The following is a 22,187-nucleotide window of genomic DNA, read 5'->3' on the forward strand; positions in this document are numbered from 1 at the left end:
GTAAAAATCCATTTTTCCTCATCAAGGAAGAGTCAAAAATTAGCTTGGAAAGGTAGTTCTGATAATTATTAGTCATGCTCTTTCGAAGAAGAAATGGCATACAAATTTATACTATACTGTATCGTTGATCTCATGAATTATCGTATTAAGGATATATCCCTTGCGGATCAGGGTCAAGCCCAACTAGAGTGGGCAGAACTGCATATGCCAGCTCTCATGAGCATACAAAGGGAATTAGAGAGAACGAAACCTCTAAAAGGAGTAAGAATTGCAGCAGTATTACATGTTACCAAGGAAACTGGAGTTCTAATGAAGACCCTTAAACTTGCTGGTGCAGAGGTATCCCTAGCAGCTAGCAATCCCCTGTCCACTCAAGATGACATAGCTGCTGCGCTGGTGAAAAAATATGAGATCAACGTGTTTGCATGGAAAGGAGAAAACGAGCAGGACTACTATGACAACATAAGGTCAATTGTGGAGACTAAACCGCAAATAGTAATGGATGATGGTGGAGATCTACATGCTTACTTACACGAGAATAACCTTTACAGTAACGTGATAGGTGGCACCGAGGAGACGACTACTGGCGTGGTTAGGCTAAAGGCCATGGAAGAGGATGGTGTTCTGAAGTATCCAGTTATTGCCGTAAATAACGCGTTCACCAAATATCTCTTTGACAATAGATTCGGTACTGGACAGAGCGCAATTGACGGAGTTCTTAGGGCAACTAACATTCTAATAGCCGGAAAGATATGCGTGGTTGCAGGCTACGGTTGGGTAGGTAGGGGAATAGCTTCTAGACTCAGGGGGCTTGGGGGTAGAGTAATAGTGGTAGAAGCTAACCCATTAAGGGCATTAGAGGCCGTGATGGAAGGATTCGAAGTGATGACCATGAAAGAGGCATCTAAGATAGGAGACTTATTTATCACGGCCACAGGTAATATTAGGGCAATATCTAAGGAGCACATCCTTAATATGAAGGACGGAGCGATCCTTGCCAATGCGGGTCATTTCAACGTGGAAATAGATGTCGATGGGCTAAGAAAGATGGCTAAGAGCAGGAGGATCATTAGGCCATATACCGAGGAAAATGTATTGTCCGATGGAAGGAGAATATACCTTCTGGCAGATGGAAGATTAGTGAATTTAGCTGCGGGTGAAGGACATCCCAGCGAGGTTATGGACCTTAGTTTCTCGAACCAGGCTCTATCTGTACTTTACATCTACCAGAACAGAGGGTCCCTAATGCCAAAAGTCTATGATGTTCCCCAGGATATCGATGAGAGAGTAGCTAAATTAAAACTAGACTCGATGGGAATACAAGTGGAGCAACTAACAAAGGAACAGGTTGAATATTCTAAACAATGGAGATATGGTACCTAAACCTTTTTAACTATAAATGATTATTTCAATGTATTATTAATCTAGAATTAAGACCTTAATCAAAACATTAATCTTGATCGTCGCAATTAGTAGATACATGACATGGGAACTCTCCTGTCGAAAATTATAAGTACTATTCATATGAGGATTGATTGGTGCTTGCGTTGATGGAAGAGGAATGGGAAGACATAGAGGAAGAGGAATGGGAAGACATAGAGGAAGAGGAAGATTGGGAAGAGGATGAATGGTAAAGTAAAAGAGAGATAATTTTTGTTTTTTGCGGGAGGTGTGCTACTTGAGGGTTGCAGTCATTAATTATGACTCCTGTAAACCCGATAAATGCTCGATAGAATGTGTTAGGTTCTGTCCCATAAATAGGGCTGGGAGCAAGGCCATAGAGATAGATCAAAGCAAGCTAGGTAAACCCGTTGTCTATGAGGAAACGTGTATTGGATGTAACATCTGCGTAAAGAAGTGTCCCTTTGAGGCGATATCCATAGTAAATGTACCAGATAATTTTAGTAAAGAAATTATCCATAGATATGGAACTAATGGATTTGAACTCTTTGGTCTTCCCATTTTAAAGAGCGGCTACGTTATAGGCCTCTTGGGCAAAAATGGAGCAGGTAAAACTACCATACTGAAGATATTGAGCGGCGAGATAATACCTAATTTTGGGGAAGTCGAGAAACAACCTAGTATAGATACAGTCCTTCAAAAATTTAAGGGAAAAGAATTATTTTCCTATTTTTATGATTTATATAATAAAAAATTAAGAGTAGTCCATAAAATTCAGTATGTGGAATATGCCTCCCGCTTGCTAAAGGGAGAGGTTTCTCAACTTCTGAGGAAGGTAGATGAGCGAGGTAAACTAGACGAGATAAGAGAACTGCTCTTCATGAATTCCATTTGGAATAAGGAAATTTCGACCCTCAGTGGAGGAGAACTACAGAAAACGCTGATTGCGGCCGCCTTGGCCAGAGAGGCGAACGTTTATGCCATAGACGAGCCATCTTCCTATCTAGATGTCAGGGAAAGGATTAACGTAGCTAAGGGAATAAGGGAACTCACGAAGGGAAAATACGTAGTTACCGTAGATCATGATTTAATAGTCCTTGATTATATTGCAGATTTTGTCTCAATTATTTATGGTGAAAGTGGAGTGTATGGAAAAGTATCAAAAACATATTCTACCAGGGTTGGAATCAACAACTTCCTTAACGGATACCTCCCGGCTGAAAACATGAGAGTTATGGATCATAAGATACAATTCTATCTAAAGGATGTTACAGATTTGGACTTAGCTAAAAACTCCGCAGAGAAAGTGCGCTGGAGCAACATAACTAAGACCCTAGGAGATTTCTCACTCAACACGGAGCAAGGTTTCGCTAGAGAAGGTGAAGTCATAGGAATCGTGGGTCCCAACGGAATAGGTAAAACGACGTTTATCAGAATCCTGGTAGGGGAGATAGAACCAGATTCGGGCTCTATCGTGCCTACAGGACTTACCTTATCCTATAAGCCACAACGTATAGTTCCTGACTACGAAGGAACTGTGAGGGAATATCTAGAGTCGGTCAGTAAGGATATATTATCTACTTCCTCTTGGTTTTATACTGAGGTTACGCGAAGACTTCGACTTCATAAGCTCTTGGACTCCAACGTTAAGGATCTTAGCGGAGGAGAATTGCAGAAGCTCTACGTAGCGGGGGCTCTAGCCAAGGAAGCACATATATACTTGCTAGACGAACCCTCCTCGTATCTTGACGTGGAAGAAAGGTACGTGGTAGCTAAGGCTATAAAGAGGATTACAAGGGAAAGAAAGAGCGTTTCGTTCGTTGTAGATCATGATCTCGCTATCCACGATTATATCGCCGATAGACTCATTGTTTTCACTGGAACTCCAGGTAAAAGTGGTCATGCCAGCGAACCCCTATCCTTGAGCAAGGGAATGAATACGTTCCTTAAGGAAATTGGGCTCACCTTCAGAAGAGATGCTGAGAGCGGAAGACCTAGGGCAAATAAGATAGGAAGTTACCTTGATAGGCTCCAAAGAGAAAGGAACGAGTACTATTCTACAGAAACTGTCGCGGACTAACTGTTTAGATGAATTAGAAAGGGGCTAAAGGGTCAGATATCCTTTCGCCTTAACTTTTCTTCAATAAGACTTTTTATTTGTTGAACCTGTAAACAGTGTCATGAGATCTACTGTTAGTGTAATCAAGGCAGATATTGGAAGTTTAGCTGGACATCACGTGGTACATCCAGATACAATGGCAGCTGCCAACAGAGTTTTAGCAGAGGCTAAAAGACAGGGTATAATCCTTGACTACTACATTACCAATGTAGGTGATGATCTAGAACTAATAATGAGTCACACTAGGGGAGAATTGGATACCAAAGTCCATGAAACTGCCTGGGATGCATTCAAGGAAGCTACTAAGGTATCCAAGGAATTGGGTCTATATGCAGCGGGTCAGGATCTACTTTCGGACTCGTTTTCTGGTAACCTAAAGGGAATGGGTCCTGGGATTGCAGAACTAGATATAGAGGAAAGACCTTCAGAACCAATTGCCATTTTCATGGCCGATAAAACTGAACCAGGAGCGTTCAACTTGCCTCTTTATAAGATGTTTGCAGATCCATTCAACACAGCAGGCCTAGTTATAGATCCCACAATGAATGAAGGATTCAAGTTCGAGGTATTGGACGTGTATGAGGGGCAAAGCGTGGTTTTGAACAGTCCTGAAGAGATGTACTCGCTATTGGGATTAATAGGGACCCCAGCAAGGTATGTGATAAGGAGAGTTTACAGGAAGGCTGATAATATGATCGGATCAGTGACCTCCATAGAGAGATTGAATCTGATAGCGGGGAAGTACGTGGGTAAGGATGATCCTGTCCTTATAGTAAGATTACAGCACGGTTTTCCGGCTCTTGGAGAGGCACTGGAGGCATTTTCATTCCCATACCTAGTCCCTGGATGGATGAGGGGAAGCCATTATGGCCCCATCATGCCAGTATCGCAAAGGGATGCCAAGGCAACCAGATTTGATGGACCTCCAAGGCTCATAGGGCTAGGCTTCAATGTTAAGAATGGAAAGTTAACCGGACCCTCCGATCTATTTGATGATCCCGCCTTCGACGAGACTAGAAGAATGGCATCCGTTATAACTGACTATATGAGAAGACACGGACCCTTTATGCCGCATAGACTAGAGCCAACAGAAATGGAATACACGACTTTGCCAACACTAATAGAAAAACTAAAGCCTAGATTTAAGAAGGAAGAGGATGTGAAGAAGGCCAAACCTAGTGTTTATACATCAAAGGATCAAGGAATGGACTAAATTTATTTTACTCGACGATAAACAACTCTTGGGTGATTACGTGGGTAATATATATACGAGGGACATAAAGAGAATCGGTCAACAAATATACGAGCTTTATAAAGACCAGATTACCACTGACTACGAGAAGAACAAAGAATTAGTGAAACAGGTAGTTGATGTATATTCTAAGAAGGTTAGAAACAGGATAGCAGGATATATAACCAGGAAGGCGAAACAAGCAAGCAGACCTGTTGAAGTCACCGAGCAACAAGAAGAATTAGAGGAGTGAGATGGTTAAAGTAGTGCTTAGAGGTCCGTTGGTATCAATTTTTAGTGGAAATGAATTCTCGGTGAAAGGTGATAATCTCATTTCTATACTTTCAAAAATTGACAAAAGAGGAATTATAGTTAGTGACGGGAGAATTAAGCCTGGTTACCTTATCCTAGTTAATGGGATGGATTTTAGACTTTTAAAAAAAGAGGTTTTGGAAGACTCAGATACTGTAGATATTATTCCCATAAATCACGGTGGATGAGTTGGAAATATTGGAATTGACAGTAGGAAACGGATTAGATGTTAGATCTCTCATTAAATATGATGAGAATTGTGTAACACAAGTGGTGTTGAGGTTACCCCCAGTCTCCGTAATCAGACAGGCATGTTACATTTTCTTTAATGGGAAGTACAAAACCAAAATAAGGGATAAGACCCTCTATTTCCTTACCTTACTTAACTCCACGGATCAACTAAGTATTGCGATGAGGAACACGGTTCCAAAGGACTATGAAGGCATAGCATACCTTATAAAATGTTGCAAAAGCGATATAATAACTGATCAACTCAAAATATCATCCAATCAGGAAAGAATTAGTTTGAGCATGAACGCTGTACTTTCGCTTGGGTGAGACACAATAACATATTTTCAACATCACTAGATGTGGTCAAGACTCCCACCCATTCTACTCATTTTGATTGGGTTACTAATACTTCTTAGTTCTCTGATTCATTTTCAGTTAATATACGTTGTATTACCTTTGATTCCCATAATTTTAGTGGCAATTCTTTCTAGGATAAAGAAAGTTACAACGCTGAGTAGTAGAATCTTTGACAAGCAGAACGTGTTCGAAATACAGTCAAATAATCGTACTTTCACGGGAATTATGCTCAAATTAAATGGAAAGATTGAACTAAATAAAGAGAATATCAACTTTCAAAGAGAATTGGAATCTCTTATGGAGACCTTAGGTAGGAGAGATGTTGGATTTGAGTATTATGTTATAACGAGCTTATCGAAAAAGAGGACATCATCATCCTTAATAGTATTAAAAGAATGTAGCGATTGCAAGGAAGAAGTAATTCAAGAGGTGCAAAATATAAGAAACCTCTCAAACGCAATTGCACCTCACATACAGCTTGACGTAATTTCCTCCTCAGAGGTGGCTGTTCCATTGCCTAAAGGATGGGGGGATTTATCCTTTGCCAGGATCTATGAACGTGTAATAGACTCTCCAAAGAATACCCTTCTTATAAACGAGTATGATGTGGATCTAGGATCTATGAAAACTGAGGTTGCGGAGATTAAAACCGGGATAAAGATTAAAGACCTTACCAGACATATTGCAATATTTGGCACTACAGGTAGCGGAAAATCTACAACTGCTATACTTCTCGCTAAAAAATTAATTAATAAAGGCATTTCAGTTACTATACTGGATTGGCATGGGGAACATGTTGGAAAAATTCCAGACCTAAGGGTAGCAAACGTAGATAATCCTATAAGAATTAACCCGTTAAAATTAGGTGACATAGAGGAAGTAGTGGAGATTTTAGGAGATGTTCTAAGACTTACCGATCCACAAAGATTTCTTCTGTATTCTGTTTTACTGAAAATGAGAAGAGCCAATAAATTCGACATGAAAATGCTAATTTCTATTCTCAGGAATATAGAGGAAAGTAGCAATTGGATGAGAGAAGTAAAATATGGTCTATTGAGGAAAATTTATCTATTATTTACTAAGGAAGCTAAGCTGATATTTGACGATAAGATAGATAATGCAAGAGTCGAGGAAACTCTTTTCAACTCTATTGTTGATTTAAGCTTTATTAGGAACATTAGGCTCAGAAGAATATATGGTTTAATGATAATCAAATTGATGTCAGATTATTTCATGAAGAGTAAACCCATGGTCACTTCCCTCTTAATGATTGAAGAGGCCCATAACTTCTTCGCCCATGATAACGATTTCTTGGAAAAGCTCATTAGTGAGGTCAGAAAATATGGTTTAGGGCTATGTGTCATTTCTCAGTCTCCCTCGTCAATATCTCCTGAAGTTTTGAAAAATACCAATATAAAAATAATACATTCCATTAAGTCAGATACCGATAAAAGGATTTTAGCTGAAGCGTTGTCCTTAACCCCTTCACTCTACGATAGTCTAGATAAGCTAGACGTAGGGGAGGCTCTATTGTCATCACCTAATATTAAGATACCTGTAGTCCTAAAAATAAGAGAAGAAGATTCGAAACAAACGAAATAAAGATAAAACTAAAAAATTTAATCCTCTTCAGAAGGCTTCTCTGACTTGTTATCCTTTCCTCCAGTTCCACCAGACTTCTTACCCGCAGCTACTAGATCATCTATTCTGAGTATCAGTGTGGTAGCCTCTGTGGCTGCCTTGATGGCATTCATCTTTACTAGAGCTGGCTCTATTACGCCCCTTGCCCAGTTATCAGTGGGTTGACCTGTATTGAGATCCACGCCGTACCACTTATTTGCCTCATTCTCATGGAGGGACCTTAGTTTCATCAATTGATCTATAGGATCGAAACCAGCATTCTCTACCAATATCATCACAAGGCTCTCCAGAGCATTAGCGTAAGCCTCTATTGCTAGCTGTTCCTTACCTCCAACTTGTGGAGCCTTCTTCCTCAACCTCTTTGCAATCTCGATTTCCACCGCTCCTCCGCCTGCTACTGCTCTGCCATCCTTGATGACGTCAGCGACTGTTCCTAAGGCATCCCTCAAGGCCCTCTCAGTCTCGTCTACCACTCTTTCTAGACCTCCTCTGATAAGTATACTGATGGCCTTAGGATTCTTGGCTCCCTCCACAAAGACCATCTTATCTTCTCCTATCTTTCTCTCCTCTACAAGTGCTGCATGTCCTAGATCTTGTTCTGATATTTCTTCAATATTGGATACTACCCTACCTCCTGTGGCTCTTGCTAACTTCTCTAGATCGCTCTTCTTTGCTCTCCTTACCGCTAGAATTCCTTTCTTAGCCAAGTAAGACTGGGCTACCTCATCAATACCCTTCTGGCAAATTATTACGTTTGCCCCTGTTTTGGCTATCATATCAACTTTTTCCTTGATAATGTTCTCTTCTTCCTGTAGGAATCTCTCCATCTGGGTGGGATCGTTGATCCTAATCTCAGCGTCTAGCTCTGGCTTTTCTACCTCTAATGGTGCGTCGATCAAAGCTATCTTAGCATTCTCTACCCTCTTAGGCATTCCAGGGTGTACTACTTCTTTATCCACTATTATTCCATATATTAGTTGAGTATCGTTTATACTGCCTCCTGCCTTCTTGACTATCTGAATGTTGTCCAGATCCACATACCACTTATCCCCTCTAAGTTCCGCTACTTGGGATACGGCCTTAACTACCACATCGCTTAGATACTCCCTTGACCCAGCAACTGCCTTGCTACTCAATGAGGTCATAGCAACCTTCTTCATCAACTCAACATCATTAATGCTAATTGGTTGCGCTATCTCTTGGATAGTCTGAAGAGCTACTTCCTCAGCCTTCTTATAACCACTAATGATAATGGTTGGGTGTACCTCCTTGTATAGTAGATCCTCTGCTTTCCTGACTAGTTCTCCTGATAGAATCACAGCAGTCTTAGTTCCGTCAGCTGTCTCTTCGTCTTGACCCTTAGCTATCTGAACTAAGAGTTTAGCGGCAGGATGCTGTAGATCCATCTTGTCCAGCAAAGTAGCTCCGTCGTTTGTGATTGTGATGTCTCCAAGACTGTCTACTAACATCTTATCCATACCTCTAGGTCCATACGTCGTCCTCAACGCCTCTTCTACTGCCTTGACAGCAGCAATGTTGGCCCTAAGGGCTTCCTTTCCAAAGGCTCTGCTTGAACCTTCCTTTAAAATAATTACAGGAATACCTTCTGGAGTTGTAGCAACTGTAGCTTGTGAAGCCATAACGGTCACCTTTCAGCATCTCTTAGAAAGAGGTTATATAAAAACTTTTCTTTTGTGACTAAAGGGTAGATTAAACCGAAATATTAATAAAAGATAAGTTCATCCCAAGTCAAATGAGTTACACTAACTCAACCTTTAATCCTGTTCATGAACTCCATAAATACAGTCTTCTCGGCGAAACAATAATTTCACTATAAAGGGAGATCTGTCACGAAATATTAATTTAACTCTACTTAAATATTTTAATAAGTTTTTAAATTTTAATTTTTTATTTTGGATTCCTCAACCATCCTCATTATTTCAAGTCTTACATTGAAAGGAATTTGCTTTATAATTCTCTTTATATTTTCTTCACTACTATAATATGTTTTCAATATTCTTTTAATACGTATTTTATCATTACCATAAACAAGGTAATATGTCAATAATACTCTTGTCTTAAACTTTAGTCCGCTAAAAATTCCCATCTTTTCAAGATATTTGTATATTTTAATTGCTACCTTATCACTTTCAATCTTATATAGGGCGTCTAGAGAAATCTGAGAGTAAATCTTAGATCCTTGAATAGATCCTTGATTAAGTGATACATTTAGTTTAACTCCTTTATACTTTCTTAGAAATCTAGATTTCTTCAAAAGGTGCATAAATTCTTTGAATGACTCTATTTCGCGATTCTTATATAGAAGACTTCTGTTTTGCGACGACCTCAAGACCTCTTCCATGAACATGGGTCTGTAATCATAAACTCTATCCGCAGTTGTTCCACAGTCCCCGCAGACCACTTCCCCTCTTGTATAATCCCATATCAGATTCTTGGAACCGCAATAGCTACACCTGATATTATCCATACATAGTAACACGATAGACACTATTCATCTGTCATTGTTGTCCTAAAGAAATCGTGAGAGATCAGATCGAAACTAATTTAGTTATGTTAAATCCATTCCACCAAAATGAGCAATGCTTTTGAGGAACTGATGGACTTCCTTTCAAAGGGTGACATCGAAGAAGCAATAACGCGTGCTAGACTACTCGAGAAAAATGATAAATCTGCATGGAATAAATTCGTTGTATATCTAGATCTGAGAACAAAAGGAAAGAAGGTTTCTATTTCCAATATAGGTCCTAGTTTGGGAATTTTAGACAGAAACAACAAATTAGTTGCTTTGGTACTAGTCATATCAGAAAATGAGTCAATAGATATGGAAAAAATTATTGATCTAGTAAAGTTTGCGAAATCGATGAGAATGGAAATTTTCATGGCACTCGTCGATAAATACGGAGATATAACATATTATACCCTCGAAGAAATCAACTTAACGAAGTGATTCGGCATGGTATCCTATGAGCCTATGCGCGGGATGGAGGATTATTTTGATGTGGATTCAAAGATCATTAGGTGGATAGAGAGCAATTTTAGGGAAACTGTAGAGAAAGCAGGTTATAAGGAGGCCATGACCCCAATTGTCGAGGACTTTGAACTGTTTTCCCTTAAGGGTGGAGAGGAACTAAGGAACACGATGTACGTGTTTAAGGATAAGGGGGAGAGAGAAGTGGCTCTAAGACCTGAGATAACTCCCAGTATCGTGAGGTTATATCTTAATTCTTTACAACATTATCCAAAACCCCTAAGAATTTTCTATATAGGGAGGGTATATAGGTATGATGAGCCTCAACAGGGCAGATATAGGGAATTTAGGCAAGCAGGGGTTGAATTACTAGGCTCGGATTCTATTCTAGCCGACATAGAAGTTCTCCATCTCTTAGAAAATTTCTATAGAAGAATAAACCTTAAGGACAAAATATCTTTGAAAATAAATAATATAGGAATTTTCAGAATAATCTTTAATAAACTCTCATTTGATGAGCAAGTTCAGGAACACCTGTTACACCTTTTGGATAAGGGAAAGATAGAGGAGGCGGAAAAAATCTTAGATGAGAAGATACGCGATAACTCTAAAATAAGACAATTCATTTATACACTAATTACTAACGGTAGATCACTCAAATTAGAAGAGGCAATGAGGGAGGCAGAAAAGACAGAATTGTCTGAACTTGTAAATGAGATAGAGAATCTAAAACTCATCTCAGAAATTCTGTCGTCCCTGAATCTTGACCATATTGTAGATCTTGGTTTCGTTAGAGGACTTGCATACTACACTGGCCCTATCTTTGAAGTGGTGAAAAGAGATCTTCCGTTCAGTATCGCTGGAGGCGGAAGATATGACTCGCTAGTGGAAGTTTACGGAGGAAATAGGACGCCTGCGGTTGGATTTGCCATAGGAATAGAGAGAACTATGTATGCACTTAACAAAGATGGGATTAAATTCGACTCCAATGCCCCATTGGTAGCTGTTGTAGCCTTAGACAGGTCAGTTATCCCCCATGCGCTTTCCATAGTTTCCATGCTCAGGGACAAGGGGTTCATAACTGTGCTAAACAACAAGGAGATTCCGCTATCAAAACTCGTACCCCTATATGCCGAACAGGGATTTACACATCTAATCATCATGGGGCAAAAAGAAATCACTTCAGGGAAAGTCACTGTTAGGAACCTTGTTAAAAGGGAACAGATAACAACTGATGTAAAGGAGTTAACGAACGTGATTACTGCTCCCGATAAATAACGCCAATGATGTTATTTATCCGTTTAATTTGAAATATATCCAATTGATCTTTCCCTATTAACTACCTTCAACTTCATGCTTAACTACACTCTCAACAGATCTTAATCTCAGTGTCATAACTAGTGAGCTCTAGAGGCCTGGAAATTAAGACAAATATTATAACCCTTAGAAGAGTAGATTGAGAGGGAATATTAATGGAAGAATTACCTTCAACTGCAGTTGGTATCAGGCTTCAAGATGGAGTGATTTTGGGAGCAGTAAGGCGATTAAGTTATGGCGGATACGTGTTAAGTAAGTCTGCCAAGAAAGTTTTCCCCATATCAAGGTTTGGAATAGGAGGAGCGGGACTCTTCGGAGATCTTCAGGCACTAACGAGGATAATGAATGCAAACATCAAATACTATGAGCTTTACAACAACAGGCCTATCTCTACTAGAGCTGCTGCCAAGTTATTGTCAATAATACTTTACCAGTATAAGTATATGCCCTTTATCTCAGAGGTCTTATTCGGAGGAGTTGATAACGGAGAACCACAACTATATGTGTTAGATCCCCTAGGTTCTCTCCTTGACGATATATACGCAGCCGTGGGATCTGGAGCTAGGGTAGCTATAGGTGTCTTAGAGGCCGAATATTCAGAGAAGCTAACGTTAACCCAAGGAAGGGAACTTACCATAAAATCATTGAGAGCTTCTGCTGAAAGAGACGTAACTTCAGGAGATGGAATAGATATTCTTACCATTTCAAAGGATGGAAAAATAAATACTGAATTCCTATCATCTTAATTACTCAATAAATTTCTTTAAACTATCCTTAAATGGCGGATATGCTATCCCTTTTTCTGTAATAATACCAGTTATAAGTTCCGGTGGTGTCACATCAAAGGCTGGATTTAGAACTTCCGCATCCTTCACAGTTATATCTACCATGTTTAATACAGTCCTTACCTCGTCTGGTTTCCTCCTTTCAATCACAATCTCATTAGCTCCAGTTCTATCAATTGTACTGGTTGGAGCGACAACGTAGAAATCTACGCCATGATACTTTGCTAGAATAGAAATTCCATATGTACCTATCTTATTGGCTACATGGCCAGAAACTAGTATTCTATCTGCGCCCAAAATCACCTTCGTAACCCCTTCATACCTCATGGCATATGCAACCATGTTATCAGTGATAAGTTTTGAGGGAATACCGTCCTTGGTTAACTCCCACATAGTTAGCCTAGCACCCTGCAACAATGGTCTAGTCTCGGTAGCAATAACCCTGATAGACTTTCCCTGCAACCAAGCTGTCCTTATAACTCCAAGGGCTGTACCAAAGCCGGCAGTAGCGAGGGATCCAGTGTTGCAGTGGGTAAGGATGACGTCTCCGTCCTTTATCACTTGGCTACCTATTTCTCCCATTCTCCTATTGATCTCAATATCCTCCCTCTGAATTCTCAAAGCCTCTTCGACTATCCTCTCCTTGAATTCCTCCGGAGATACGTTGTCCGAAATCAGAGAGTTTGCCTTAGCTCTCATTCTATCTATAGCCCAGAAAAGGTTGTAAGCCGTGGGTCTGGTCCTACTAAGCCTCTCCGCTGCCCTGTTCAATACTTGATATAAGGTCTGGACATCTCCCTGGGAATTATAAACAGCTGCAGCTATACCCAACGCGGCCATTACCCCTATTGCTGGGGCACCCCTAACTTCCATGGTCTCTATGGCTCTTGCAATATCCTCGTAGTTTGATGATTCCTTATACTCCTCTTTCCATGGTATAGCACTAGTGTTCAGCCACACTACCTTTCCATTTTCGAATTTTAAGGGAACTATGTCACTGAGCTTTCTCAATTCACTCACTCTTCCTTACACAGAAGTATACGTGATCCATGACGTTTAACCCAGCTCTCTTTAGGAAATCATCCTTACTAGATATCCTTAAGAGTGGTCCAAAGAACGATATTATGGTTACAAATGTGCCATCTCCCTTCTTTTTTTGGGTTACGACATAACCATGTGCACAAAAATCTTTCTCGGTGAAATCTGGTCTCTCCTTAGAAAGGATCACATTAACATTCTCGCCATCCTTGAACATGTTTAGTGAAGATATCATGTCAAGATTAAACTCAGTGTCTTGGCACCTCACGGCTACTATCAGGAGATCCCTAAGTTCTCCCTTTTTTATTGAATCTATTTTGCACATTTCTGAAAATGAATAACTACTGAGCACGGGAATCACTCCACTATTTAAATCCCCATATTTTAACTTTATGTGGGTATGGTTATGAGTGCCTCAAAAAGAATCGTAGCTGACATGAATTCACTACTGGATAAAACAGTGGTGGTCAAACTAAGTAATGGTAAGAGCTATTCAGGCCAGTTATCCTCGTACGAACTGACTCCATTCATGGTAAGCCTAATTAATGCTAAGGATAGTGAAAATAATTCCTTCTACAAGGTTCTGATAAATGGCAACATGATATCGGAGATTTTAGTCAAGTCAGTTCCGATTTTCGATGCCAGAGAGTTCGCTGATGTGGTCCAGAAAAACCTAGGTCTTAGACCAGGTGACGTGAAGGTGTATGAGGAAGTTGGAATTATTACAGTAATGGAGAGAATCAAGGTATCCGAAAGCGGAGTTGAGGGCAGCGGTCCCATGGCTCAGAGAATATACGACCTTTACAACGAGTATATTGCTAAGAAGAAAGGAGACACGAAATGATAGGTGACTTTGAAGTAAAGGATGAGGATCTGGCTGGTAGAATAGGGATACTGGAAACCAAACATGGTAAGCTCGAAACTCCAGTTTTTTTCCCAGTCATAAATCCCCTTAAGCAGGAGGTATTCCTAGAGGAACTCAAGGCCGTAGGCTTTAATAATTTTATTACAAATTCATTCATACTAAAGAAAAATAATATTCTCCAAGGCACTATTCACGAGAAGTTTGGGGATAATTTCGTAATTATGACGGATTCTGGAGCATACCAAATACTTGAATATGGTGAGATAGAGCAGACAAATAGGGATATTGTATCATTCGAGGCGAAAATTAGGCCAGATATAGCGGTGTTCCTAGATATACCAACTGGCAATACTGACGACCGAGAAGAGGCAAAGTTCTCAGTGGAGATGACCCTAGAGAGAGGGAAGGAAATCGCTGACATTGTGGACCAGAACGAGGATATTATCTGGGTTCATCCTATTCAGGGAGGTCAGTTTCTTGATCTAGTGGAGTATTCAGCTAGGGAAGCCAATAAAAGAACCAACTACAAGATGTTGGCTCTTGGAAGCCCTACGGTTTTCATGGAGAAGTATAAATATGATACCCTAGTAGACATGATCTATACCGCTAAGTCGAGCGTAAGTAGGGGTGTTCCCTTCCACCTATTTGGAGGCGGTGTTCCCCATATAATTCCCTTTGCCGTAGCTTTGGGCGTGGATTCGTTTGACTCTGCATCCTATGCTATTTTCGCTAGAGATAATAGGTACTTGACGAGCGAGAGAACTTATAGACTTGAGGACCTTGAGTACTTCCCGTGCAGTTGTCCTGTTTGTTCTAGATACGATCCGTCAGAACTACTGGAGATGAAATCCGAAGAGAGATACAAACTTCTGGCTATCCATAACCTTTGGAAGATAAGGGAGGAAGTGAACAGGGTAAAGCAGGCCATTAAGGAAGGAAGATTGTTTGAATATATTCAACAGAAAGCTTACTCGCACCCAGCTCTCTATTCAGCCTTTAAATCAATACTCAAATACTCCAGTTATCTAGAGAAATACGATCCGAGGGTCAAAGGCAACGTTAAGGGACTCCTGCTATTTGATCATAATTCCATGAACAGGCCTGAACTTCTGAGACATTCAGAATTTATGGCAAATCTGAAACCCAAGAGGAACAAGGTAATAATAATTTGTGGCGATAAATTAGGTAGTCCCTTTATTTCAGACCCTAAGGTCAAATCGATACAAGGAAGGAACAGAGACTACGATACATTCGTAGCGCTTCCCTTCTATGGCCTAGTACCTGTTATGGCATCTGAAGCGTTCCCATTATCGCAGTTCGAGATTCCTGACATAATAGACGATACCACATTAAATGAAACAATACTGAAAATAAAAGAGACCTTGCGCAATAAAAATTACGCAGAGATAAAGTTCATGGAATGTGAAAAATCTGTACTATCACATATAATGTCTATCAACCCCACTCTTTGAAATTTCCTTTTGTATCATTTCAAGCTGCCTTTGGAGTTCCTGCTCTATTTTCTTGGCATCCTCGTAAAGCTCTCTTGTATCTATATTGAACCCAATTAGTTTGTTTATTACATCTACTGCCACAGCAGCTGCTCCTGGATCTAATCTCTCCCTATCCGCATACGGAAGTAGAATAGTTGCTGGAAGATCCTCTATTTCTGCGTAAACTGTAAACAGGGCCAGTGGTCCTACCATGATTAACTGTTTGTTAAGAGTGGGATAGGGTAAATCAATTGTGCTTTTGCTGGTCCTCATCCACTTTATGGGCTCATTAACGTCCTTATACCTCTTATCTAAGCCTCCTATTAGAATGGAGTCCTTCACCTGTATCCTCTTTAACCATTTAACTAGGCCATGAGTGAAGCTACTCCACTCCCTTTGAAATGGGAGCAGATGATTTAAGAGTACTAGAACCCTGAACTCCTCATCATAAAATAACTCAAAGGGTGTGGCAACTCCATAGTCATCAAGAAAAGTAACATCCCTAAGGTATTTCGTGGTCACAAACCCTACCCTTCTCATCTTTCTTGATAGAACAATATGCCTCACTGATAGGTAACCAACCTCACCTAGGGTCCTGAAACCTGAGATGAATCTGGAATTGGCCAGCTCGCTCTCTGAGACGTCTTTCAGAATTACTTTCGTATCTTCCACCTCTCCCTAACTGTTAATGCTACTCCCCTTTTATATTCCATTACTTCCTCGCCTGACAATCTCATTTTTCCTATTGCCAGTAACTCATCATCTCCATTCACAACTAGGGCCTCATCACCAGCTCTTAACTTCCTGTCCACGTTCTCCACGTGTTTAGCGAAAACATTCCCCTCCTTCAGTATTGCGTCTTCCACTTCTTTTCTTACCATTACCCTTAGACTGGGAAAGGGAGCGCATTCCTTAAGTCTCCTCCCAGCGTTTATGGTTAAGGAGAAAAGCCCGTCCTGTGGTCTTAACACCAAGAACAAACCGTCCTTGGAAAGAACGTTCCTAATACGCCACGTGTTTACAGAACGCTGAATCCTGAACGAGTCCTGATCAAATAAACAGTTACCTATGCCTATTCCGAACTGGTAATCGGCTATTGCCTTTAACACTTCAAGATAGGGGAGTGCGTCCTCCGGTTCTGTGACAAATTGCCTGTATCTGCTCTGACTCATACATACTTCTCTCCCCTATCCACAACTTCCTTACTTAATTTTTTGGATCTCAACCTTTCAATAGCGCTCTTGAAATGAGTCATACTGATAACATTACTGTCATTCCTTATTGCGATATAACCCGCTTCGGTACAGAGATTCCTAAGGTCTGCTCCGCTGAATCCTTCGGTCATCATGGCTAGCTCATCTACGTTAACCGAATTATCCACCTTCATTTTTTGGAGGTAGATTCTCAGTATCTGCTTTCTCCCTTCAATGTTTGGCAATGGGATCTCTATCAGCCTGTCAAATCTTCCTGGCCTTAGAAGAGCAGGATCAAGTATGTCTATTCTATTGGTCGCTGCAATGATTTTCACGTTGTCCAAGGGTTGGAAGCCGTCTATCTCTGCAAGGAGTTGCATTAGCGTTCTTTGAACTTCCCTCTCTCCACTGGTCCCCAAATCAACCCTCTTAGCTCCGATGGCGTCTATTTCATCAATGAATACAATGGAGGGTGCCTTCTTTCTTGCCAGTTCAAATACATCCCTGACCACCCTGGCCCCTTCTCCCACAAACTTCTGAGCAAACTCGGAGGCCACAACATGTATGAACGAGGCGTTACTCTCTGTGGCCACCGCCTTCGCCAACATGGTTTTTCCAGTACCAGGTGGACCGTATAGAAGTATACCCTTAGGGGGAGTAATCCCAAGTTCCTTGAATAGTTCGGGCTTCTTAAGGGGGAGCTCTACTACCTCTCTCACTTCCTGAATTTGTTGATCCAACCCACCTATATCTTGGTATCTCACGTTGGGTCTCTCTACCACCTCCATTGATCTAACCAAAGGATCATCCCTGTCCCTCAGCACCTCTACTACCGCCGAGCCCCTTTGATTTAGAGCCACATATCTGCCTACTTTAATGGAACTAAAGTCCACCGTTCCTGAGACGTTGACTACTAGGTTTGGACCCGAGGTACTCTTAACCACAACTCTACCATCTTCGAGGATGTCCAGAACGATTGCCTCAATAAGTGGCGGACTTAACAACTTCTCCATCTCAGACTTGTAGTAGTTCAGTTCCTTTCTCAGGCTCTCTGCCTCCATTTGCATTGTCCTTATCTTCTCCTCCAGTATCCTCACCGCGTGCTCATCTGTCACAGAAGCATCCCTTGAGTATTCTAGTTCATCAGACAAACTAGATCGAATAACTAATTTGTTAAGTTAGACTAAAAATGTTTATCGCCAACTATTATACATGAGACCAATGAAAAAGGGCGTAGAGACATATTGCGAAATGTGTGGAAACAGGATCGATGGACCTGGTTTCTCGGTGAAATTTGAGGGTAGTACCATAACAGTTTGTAGATCCTGCTATGAAAAAATAAAGAAACACTCCACTCTAGTCCCCAGGGAGACGAAACCTCAACCCGCTAAACAAAAGAGGATTGAGAAGGCTGAGGAGGTGGAACTCGATATCGACGAAGAATATCCTAGAATCATCAAGGAGGGGAGGGAGAGACTTCACATGAGCACGAAGGAGCTGGCAGAGAGAATGAAGGTCCAGGAGAACATCATAAAGAGAATGGAAATGGGAAAACTAAAGCCAACCATAAACGAGGCGAGGATATTGGAACGCATACTGAACGTGAAACTTGTGGTCCAAGTAAGTCAAGGAAAGAGCAAGTCCCAGGAGCCAGATGATCAAACCTTAACACTAGGTGATATCATCAGAATCAGGGAGGGGAAGAAGTGAAGGCTACCCTTTTCGTATCCCAAGACTTCGCTGACGAGGCCGTATCCCTACTTGAGACCGCAGGATATGAGGTAGAGAAGACCTATCCTCTTCCCTCTAAACCCAACAGGTTATATTACATCCCTCAGGACAAACTGAAACTCCTGCAGGACCAGGAAACTGACGCGGTGGTGGTCTTTGACCTTCTCTCCCCAAGGCACTTCATCAACCTTAACAGGTCACTGAATGGGAAGAAGGTACTGGATAAGCTTCTGATTCTCCTTGAAATATTTGCACTTCATGCCGGATCAAAGGAGGCTAAACTTCAAATTGAACTAGCCAGATTAAAGTATGAATTACCAATTATCAAAGATATATACAGTAAAACTAAAATATCTGAGCAACAGGGGCCCCTGGGTGCAGGTACCTACGGTGTAGAGTCCGCTTTGAGACTCTACAACCGCAAAATATCCAAGATAACGAAGGAATTGGAGGGACTAAAGAAGTTCAGAGAGATGCAAATGCAAAATAGGAGGGAAGAATTTCCCTATGTAGCTATCACAGGCTACACCAACGCGGGTAAAACCTCGATCTTCAACGCGCTAACCGGGCTAAACAAACCAACGGATCAGTCGATGTTCACCACTACTGCACCAAAGAGATACGCTATACCCATTGGTTCCAAAAAGGTAACATTGGTAGATACTGTGGGATTCATTAGGGGAATTCCTCCCCAGATTATCGATGCCTTCTTCGTTACGCTGTCGGAGATAAGATATGCCAATGCCCTCCTGCTCGTGGTTGATATCTCTCTTGAGGACTCCCTCCTCTTAGAAATGACAAGATCCTCCTTCGAGATCCTTAGGGAGCTGGGGATATCTGGCAAACCCATGATCATAGTGGGTAATAAGGCCGATCTGGTGGACGGAAGGTCTAAGGAGAAGATGGACATGGTATACTCCCTCAGTGATAACCTATACTCTCCCGTTGTGGATGCAATCTTAGTTTCAGCTAAAAAGGGATGGAACCTAGATAGTCTGAGGGATAAGATATTCTCCCTAGTCAACTGAAAGAGATATACGTGCTCAGACTGGGTCACAGACCTCAGAGGGATAAGAGGGTTACTACTCACGTAGCCTTGGTAGCGAGGGCCTTTGGAGCCAAGGGTATATACATTCACGGAAACGACCAGAAGTTGGCCAAGAAAATTGAAGACGTAATTAATGTATGGGGAGGAAAATATTTCAGAATTGAAATGATATCCAATCCAAAGAAACTGGTTAATGACTGGAAAGCGACGGGGGGCAAGGTAGTTCACCTAACCATGTATGGAATTAATTTACCACATGTCCAGGAAAAGCTAAAGGAGCTCGATAAGATTCTTGTGATAGTGGGTGCGGAAAAGGTAGAGGGATGGTACTACCACATGGCAGACTTCAATGTTGCCATCTCTAACCAGCCACATTCGGAGGTGGCATCCTTGGCCCTATTTCTTGACAGAGTATATAAGGGAGAAGAACTAAATATTATGTTTGGGGACAGCAAAATTAGTGTTATCCCTATGGAGAGAGGTAAGAAGGTGGTCAGAAATGACGGGCAACATTGATCAACTCATGAAAGATATGGCTAGGGATCTCCTGGGAGAGGACGTAATAGATGTGCTCTCTTTCCTTCTTGATAATAAGACAGAGCTAACTGACGAGGAGATGGCCAACAAACTCAACGTCAAGGTTAACGAGGTCAGGAAGAAGTTATATGCCCTTGCTGAACACGGGCTGGTGAGCTACCGGAGAACCAGGGATAAGGAGACTGGTTGGTATGTATATTACTGGAAGGCCAATGTGGATCAGATAAATGAACTTCTCCTCTCACGTAAGAGGGAGATCCTGAACAAACTTAAGGCTAGATTGGAGTACGAAACTAACAACGAGTTCTATATTTGTCCCGAGGATAAGACCAAGTACACCTTTGAGGAGGCCTTTGAGAATGAGTTCAAATGTCCCAAATGCGGTGTTCAACTGGTCTATTACGATTCCGCCAAAATGCGGGAATTCCTAGAACGTAAAATAAAGGAAATAGAAGAGGAGATCGCCAGGGAGACAAAGGTTGGGAGCTCCTAAGGTAGTCGACCTTTTTTCAGGGGCCGGGGGATTTGGTAGGGGTTTTAAAGAGGTAGGTTTCCAGATAGGGGTTGCTGTGGAAATCAATCACGCTGCCGCCAGGACTTACTCAGCTAATTTTCCCACAACCATAGTTCTCGAAGAGGACATAAGGGAAATTACAGGGAGGGAAATAGTGAGGGAAATTGGTAAAGAACCGGACGTTGTAATAGGAAGTCCACCATGCGAACCCTTCACAGCTGCCAACCCATTAAGGTTAGACAATCCAGTGGATAGGTTATATCAGGATGAAAGGGGTGCCTTGACCCTGGAGTTCATAAGATTGGTGGGCGAGCTAAGGCCCAAGTTCTTTGTTATGGAGAACGTTCCATCTATAGTAGAGACGAGAGAGTTGAGGGAAGCCCTTATCCACGAATTTAGAAAGGTTGGATATGAACCCGTGTTCAACCTTCTTCGGGCAGAGGACTATGGTAATCCCTCGAGGAGGACTAGGATTTTCATTTCCAATCTCAAACTCGAACTGAATACTGTTCCCAAAAGAACTGTTTGGGACGCAATCTCAGACCTGGAGAATAGGTTTGATGTTCCAAACCACGAAATAGTTGAAGTAAATGAGAGAAAACTCAGGGAGATGGCATCCCTCGATTATGGAGACTATCTAACCATGTTCCGGGGGCACAACAAGGAGATTCCGCTCTATGTAAGGCTAGATCCCATGGATATTGCACCCACAGTTATGGGGAACTCAAAGTTTGTACATCCGTTCAGTCCTAGATACTTGACAGTGAGGGAACAGGCTAGATTGATGAGTTACCCTGATTATCACGTGTTTTACGGTAGCAAGGAGGAGCAATACAACCAGGTGGGAGAGGCTGTACCAGTAGTCTTATCAAGAGGAATAGCATCGAGTATACTCGGTGCTCTTTAGTGGAGATAAGCGTCGTTCTACATAATGTGACGAGCTCGCAGAGACTGGTGGATTTCGCAAAACTAGTGTTCGGGTTAGACGTTAAGAGGCTTGTGTTGACCAAGGTAGGTGGTACCGCAGCGCAGGCAGGCATCCCAGACGTGGGAAGACTGGCACTTAAGACGGGAAAGTCCTTGATTATATTACCAGACCTAAAGGACGCTATAGAACTACTTGGATCTAGGAGGGTATACCTATTATCTCCCCTCGCTGATAGGGAAGTAGATCAATTGGACTTAACCCAGGACTCTTTGCTTGTTTTTTCTGGAATAGAAAATGGATTTACAAAAATAGAGCAGTCACTTGGAGAATATATCACGTTAAGATCCATGAAAGTAGATACGGGCCCAATACCCTACGCTAGCGCAGTCTTATACTGTGCCCTAGTGGGTGGAAAGAGGTAGTTTACGTAACCCTTGCTCAGAAACATATTAATACC

General features: G+C 41.5%; 25 protein-coding genes. 18 read left to right on the forward strand and 7 right to left on the reverse strand.

What is annotated here, in order from left to right:
* Positions 1–132: 132 nt before the first annotated feature.
* From ahcY to MSED_RS11590, 7 genes are all read left to right on the forward strand, one after another.
* Positions 133–1,383, forward strand: coding sequence for an adenosylhomocysteinase (gene ahcY, locus MSED_RS11560; RefSeq protein ID WP_048060202.1), 1,251 nt, complete (start codon positions 133–135; stop codon positions 1,381–1,383).
* Between the two features lie 295 nt (positions 1,384–1,678).
* Positions 1,679–3,481: a ribosome biogenesis/translation initiation ATPase RLI gene (locus MSED_RS11565; RefSeq protein ID WP_012022183.1), complete on the forward strand. Its 1,803-nt coding sequence runs from the start codon at positions 1,679–1,681 to the stop codon at positions 3,479–3,481.
* Positions 3,482–3,581: 100 nt separating this feature from the next.
* The gene (fbp, locus tag MSED_RS11570) at positions 3,582–4,733 is read left to right on the forward strand and encodes a fructose-1,6-bisphosphate aldolase/phosphatase (protein ID WP_012022184.1); all 1,152 of its coding nucleotides are present in this window, start codon (positions 3,582–3,584) and stop codon (positions 4,731–4,733) included.
* 40 nt (positions 4,734–4,773) lie between these two features.
* Entirely contained in the window at positions 4,774–5,004 is a 231-nt protein-coding gene (locus tag MSED_RS11575) for a 30S ribosomal protein S17e (RefSeq protein ID WP_012022185.1), read from the forward strand.
* 1 nt (position 5,005) lies between these two features.
* The gene (locus MSED_RS11580) at positions 5,006–5,251 is read left to right on the forward strand and encodes a hypothetical protein (RefSeq protein WP_012022186.1); all 246 of its coding nucleotides are present in this window, start codon (positions 5,006–5,008) and stop codon (positions 5,249–5,251) included.
* Between the two features lies 1 nt (position 5,252).
* Positions 5,253–5,621 carry a hypothetical protein gene (locus MSED_RS11585; protein WP_012022187.1) on the forward strand — a complete coding sequence of 123 codons (369 nt, stop codon included), beginning with the start codon at positions 5,253–5,255 and terminating at the stop codon, positions 5,619–5,621.
* A gap of 147 nt (positions 5,622–5,768) precedes the next feature.
* Positions 5,769–7,253, forward strand: coding sequence for an ATP-binding protein (locus MSED_RS11590; protein WP_230842365.1), 1,485 nt, complete (start codon positions 5,769–5,771; stop codon positions 7,251–7,253).
* Between the two features lie 17 nt (positions 7,254–7,270).
* On the opposite strand, the gene thsB is transcribed toward MSED_RS11590, so the two are convergent.
* Together thsB and MSED_RS11600 are read right to left on the reverse strand one after the other, a co-directional pair.
* Positions 7,271–8,932, reverse strand: coding sequence for a thermosome subunit beta (gene thsB / locus MSED_RS11595; RefSeq protein WP_012022189.1), 1,662 nt, complete (start codon positions 8,930–8,932; stop codon positions 7,271–7,273).
* A gap of 260 nt (positions 8,933–9,192) precedes the next feature.
* A complete protein-coding gene (locus MSED_RS11600) occupies positions 9,193–9,780 on the reverse strand; it encodes a TFIIB-type zinc ribbon-containing protein (RefSeq protein ID WP_012022190.1) in 588 nt (195 codons plus the stop codon).
* Positions 9,781–9,885: 105 nt separating this feature from the next.
* Here MSED_RS11600 and MSED_RS11605 point away from each other — a divergent pair, with 105 nt between their 5' ends.
* The 3 genes from MSED_RS11605 (at position 9,886) to psmB (ending at position 12,344) form a co-directional block, all read left to right on the forward strand.
* On the forward strand, positions 9,886–10,260 hold the full coding sequence (locus MSED_RS11605; RefSeq protein ID WP_012022191.1) for a hypothetical protein: 375 nt from the start codon (positions 9,886–9,888) through the stop codon (positions 10,258–10,260).
* Positions 10,261–10,266: 6 nt separating this feature from the next.
* The gene (hisS, locus tag MSED_RS11610; protein ID WP_012022192.1) at positions 10,267–11,559 is read left to right on the forward strand and encodes a histidine--tRNA ligase; all 1,293 of its coding nucleotides are present in this window, start codon (positions 10,267–10,269) and stop codon (positions 11,557–11,559) included.
* 194 nt (positions 11,560–11,753) lie between these two features.
* Entirely contained in the window at positions 11,754–12,344 is a 591-nt protein-coding gene (gene psmB / locus MSED_RS11615; protein WP_012022193.1) for an archaeal proteasome endopeptidase complex subunit beta, read from the forward strand.
* Here the strand turns inward: psmB and mtnA are convergent, their stop codons facing one another.
* Both mtnA and MSED_RS11625 read right to left on the reverse strand, forming a co-directional pair.
* Entirely contained in the window at positions 12,345–13,394 is a 1,050-nt protein-coding gene (mtnA, locus tag MSED_RS11620; RefSeq protein ID WP_012022194.1) for an S-methyl-5-thioribose-1-phosphate isomerase, read from the reverse strand.
* 1 nt (position 13,395) lies between these two features.
* On the reverse strand, positions 13,396–13,773 hold the full coding sequence (locus tag MSED_RS11625) for a DNA-directed RNA polymerase subunit G (RefSeq protein WP_012022195.1): 378 nt from the start codon (positions 13,771–13,773) through the stop codon (positions 13,396–13,398).
* A gap of 54 nt (positions 13,774–13,827) precedes the next feature.
* On the opposite strand from MSED_RS11625, the gene MSED_RS11630 reads away from it, so the two are divergent.
* The gene (locus MSED_RS11630; RefSeq protein ID WP_012022196.1) at positions 13,828–14,265 is read left to right on the forward strand and encodes an Lsm family RNA-binding protein; all 438 of its coding nucleotides are present in this window, start codon (positions 13,828–13,830) and stop codon (positions 14,263–14,265) included.
* Positions 14,265–15,758 (forward strand): tRNA guanosine(15) transglycosylase TgtA, encoded by a 1,494-nt coding sequence (tgtA, locus tag MSED_RS11635; protein WP_144418873.1) that lies wholly within the window; start codon positions 14,265–14,267, stop codon positions 15,756–15,758. Before MSED_RS11630 ends, tgtA begins: the two co-directional genes overlap by 1 nt.
* Here the strand turns inward: tgtA and MSED_RS11640 are convergent.
* The 3 genes from MSED_RS11640 to MSED_RS11650 are packed head-to-tail and all read right to left on the reverse strand — an operon-like array spanning position 15,726 to position 18,123.
* Complete coding sequence (locus tag MSED_RS11640; protein ID WP_012022198.1) at positions 15,726–16,451, reverse strand: proteasome assembly chaperone family protein; 726 nt, start codon at positions 16,449–16,451, stop codon at positions 15,726–15,728. The two genes, tgtA and MSED_RS11640, sit on opposite strands and share 33 nt — an antisense overlap.
* Positions 16,433–16,951 (reverse strand): PUA domain-containing protein, encoded by a 519-nt coding sequence (locus MSED_RS11645; RefSeq protein ID WP_012022199.1) that lies wholly within the window; start codon positions 16,949–16,951, stop codon positions 16,433–16,435. Before MSED_RS11645 ends, MSED_RS11640 begins: the two co-directional genes overlap by 19 nt.
* Positions 16,948–18,123 carry a proteasome-activating nucleotidase gene (locus MSED_RS11650; protein WP_048060205.1) on the reverse strand — a complete coding sequence of 392 codons (1,176 nt, stop codon included), beginning with the start codon at positions 18,121–18,123 and terminating at the stop codon, positions 16,948–16,950. Before MSED_RS11650 ends, MSED_RS11645 begins: the two co-directional genes overlap by 4 nt.
* Positions 18,124–18,184: 61 nt before the next feature.
* On the opposite strand from MSED_RS11650, the gene MSED_RS11655 reads away from it, so the two are divergent.
* The 6 genes from MSED_RS11655 to MSED_RS11680 are packed head-to-tail and all read left to right on the forward strand — an operon-like array spanning position 18,185 to position 22,152.
* Positions 18,185–18,682: a multiprotein bridging factor aMBF1 gene (locus MSED_RS11655; RefSeq protein WP_012022201.1), complete on the forward strand. Its 498-nt coding sequence runs from the start codon at positions 18,185–18,187 to the stop codon at positions 18,680–18,682.
* Positions 18,679–19,731, forward strand: a complete 1,053-nt coding sequence (gene hflX, locus MSED_RS11660; RefSeq protein WP_012022202.1) for a GTPase HflX — start codon at positions 18,679–18,681, stop codon at positions 19,729–19,731. The genes MSED_RS11655 and hflX overlap by 4 nt, the downstream gene beginning before the upstream one ends.
* Positions 19,728–20,267, forward strand: coding sequence for a tRNA methyltransferase (locus tag MSED_RS11665; RefSeq protein WP_048060207.1), 540 nt, complete (start codon positions 19,728–19,730; stop codon positions 20,265–20,267). Before hflX ends, MSED_RS11665 begins: the two co-directional genes overlap by 4 nt.
* Positions 20,268–20,274: 7 nt before the next feature.
* Positions 20,275–20,781 (forward strand): transcription factor E, encoded by a 507-nt coding sequence (gene tfe, locus MSED_RS11670; protein ID WP_048060383.1) that lies wholly within the window; start codon positions 20,275–20,277, stop codon positions 20,779–20,781.
* Positions 20,768–21,709, forward strand: a complete 942-nt coding sequence (locus tag MSED_RS11675) for a DNA cytosine methyltransferase (RefSeq protein WP_012022205.1) — start codon at positions 20,768–20,770, stop codon at positions 21,707–21,709. Before tfe ends, MSED_RS11675 begins: the two co-directional genes overlap by 14 nt.
* The gene (locus MSED_RS11680; protein WP_012022206.1) at positions 21,709–22,152 is read left to right on the forward strand and encodes a RecB-family nuclease; all 444 of its coding nucleotides are present in this window, start codon (positions 21,709–21,711) and stop codon (positions 22,150–22,152) included. The genes MSED_RS11675 and MSED_RS11680 overlap by 1 nt, the downstream gene beginning before the upstream one ends.
* Positions 22,153–22,187: the final 35 nt, after the last annotated feature.

The sequence above is a fragment of the Metallosphaera sedula DSM 5348 genome, assembly GCF_000016605.1.
GTDB classification, from domain to species: Archaea; Thermoproteota; Thermoprotei_A; order Sulfolobales; family Sulfolobaceae; genus Metallosphaera; species Metallosphaera sedula.

What these genes read in the sequence shown, in the direction of transcription:
- ahcY (WP_048060202.1), top strand. Translation starts at nt 133, where the DNA reads ATGAATTATCGTATTAAGGATATATCCCTTGCGGATCAGGGTCAAGCC.
- fbp (WP_012022184.1), top strand. Translation starts at nt 3,582, where the DNA reads ATGAGATCTACTGTTAGTGTAATCAAGGCAGATATTGGAAGTTTAGCT.
- MSED_RS11580 (WP_012022186.1), top strand. Translation starts at nt 5,006, where the DNA reads ATGGTTAAAGTAGTGCTTAGAGGTCCGTTGGTATCAATTTTTAGTGGA.
- thsB (WP_012022189.1), bottom strand. Translation starts at nt 8,932, where the DNA reads ATGGCTTCACAAGCTACAGTTGCTACAACTCCAGAAGGTATTCCTGTA.
- MSED_RS11600 (WP_012022190.1), bottom strand. Translation starts at nt 9,780, where the DNA reads ATGGATAATATCAGGTGTAGCTATTGCGGTTCCAAGAATCTGATATGG.
- MSED_RS11605 (WP_012022191.1), top strand. Translation starts at nt 9,886, where the DNA reads ATGAGCAATGCTTTTGAGGAACTGATGGACTTCCTTTCAAAGGGTGAC.
- hisS (WP_012022192.1), top strand. Translation starts at nt 10,267, where the DNA reads ATGGTATCCTATGAGCCTATGCGCGGGATGGAGGATTATTTTGATGTG.
- psmB (WP_012022193.1), top strand. Translation starts at nt 11,754, where the DNA reads ATGGAAGAATTACCTTCAACTGCAGTTGGTATCAGGCTTCAAGATGGA.
- MSED_RS11630 (WP_012022196.1), top strand. Translation starts at nt 13,828, where the DNA reads ATGAGTGCCTCAAAAAGAATCGTAGCTGACATGAATTCACTACTGGAT.
- MSED_RS11645 (WP_012022199.1), bottom strand. Translation starts at nt 16,951, where the DNA reads ATGAGTCAGAGCAGATACAGGCAATTTGTCACAGAACCGGAGGACGCA.
- MSED_RS11655 (WP_012022201.1), top strand. Translation starts at nt 18,185, where the DNA reads ATGAGACCAATGAAAAAGGGCGTAGAGACATATTGCGAAATGTGTGGA.
- tfe (WP_048060383.1), top strand. Translation starts at nt 20,275, where the DNA reads ATGAAAGATATGGCTAGGGATCTCCTGGGAGAGGACGTAATAGATGTG.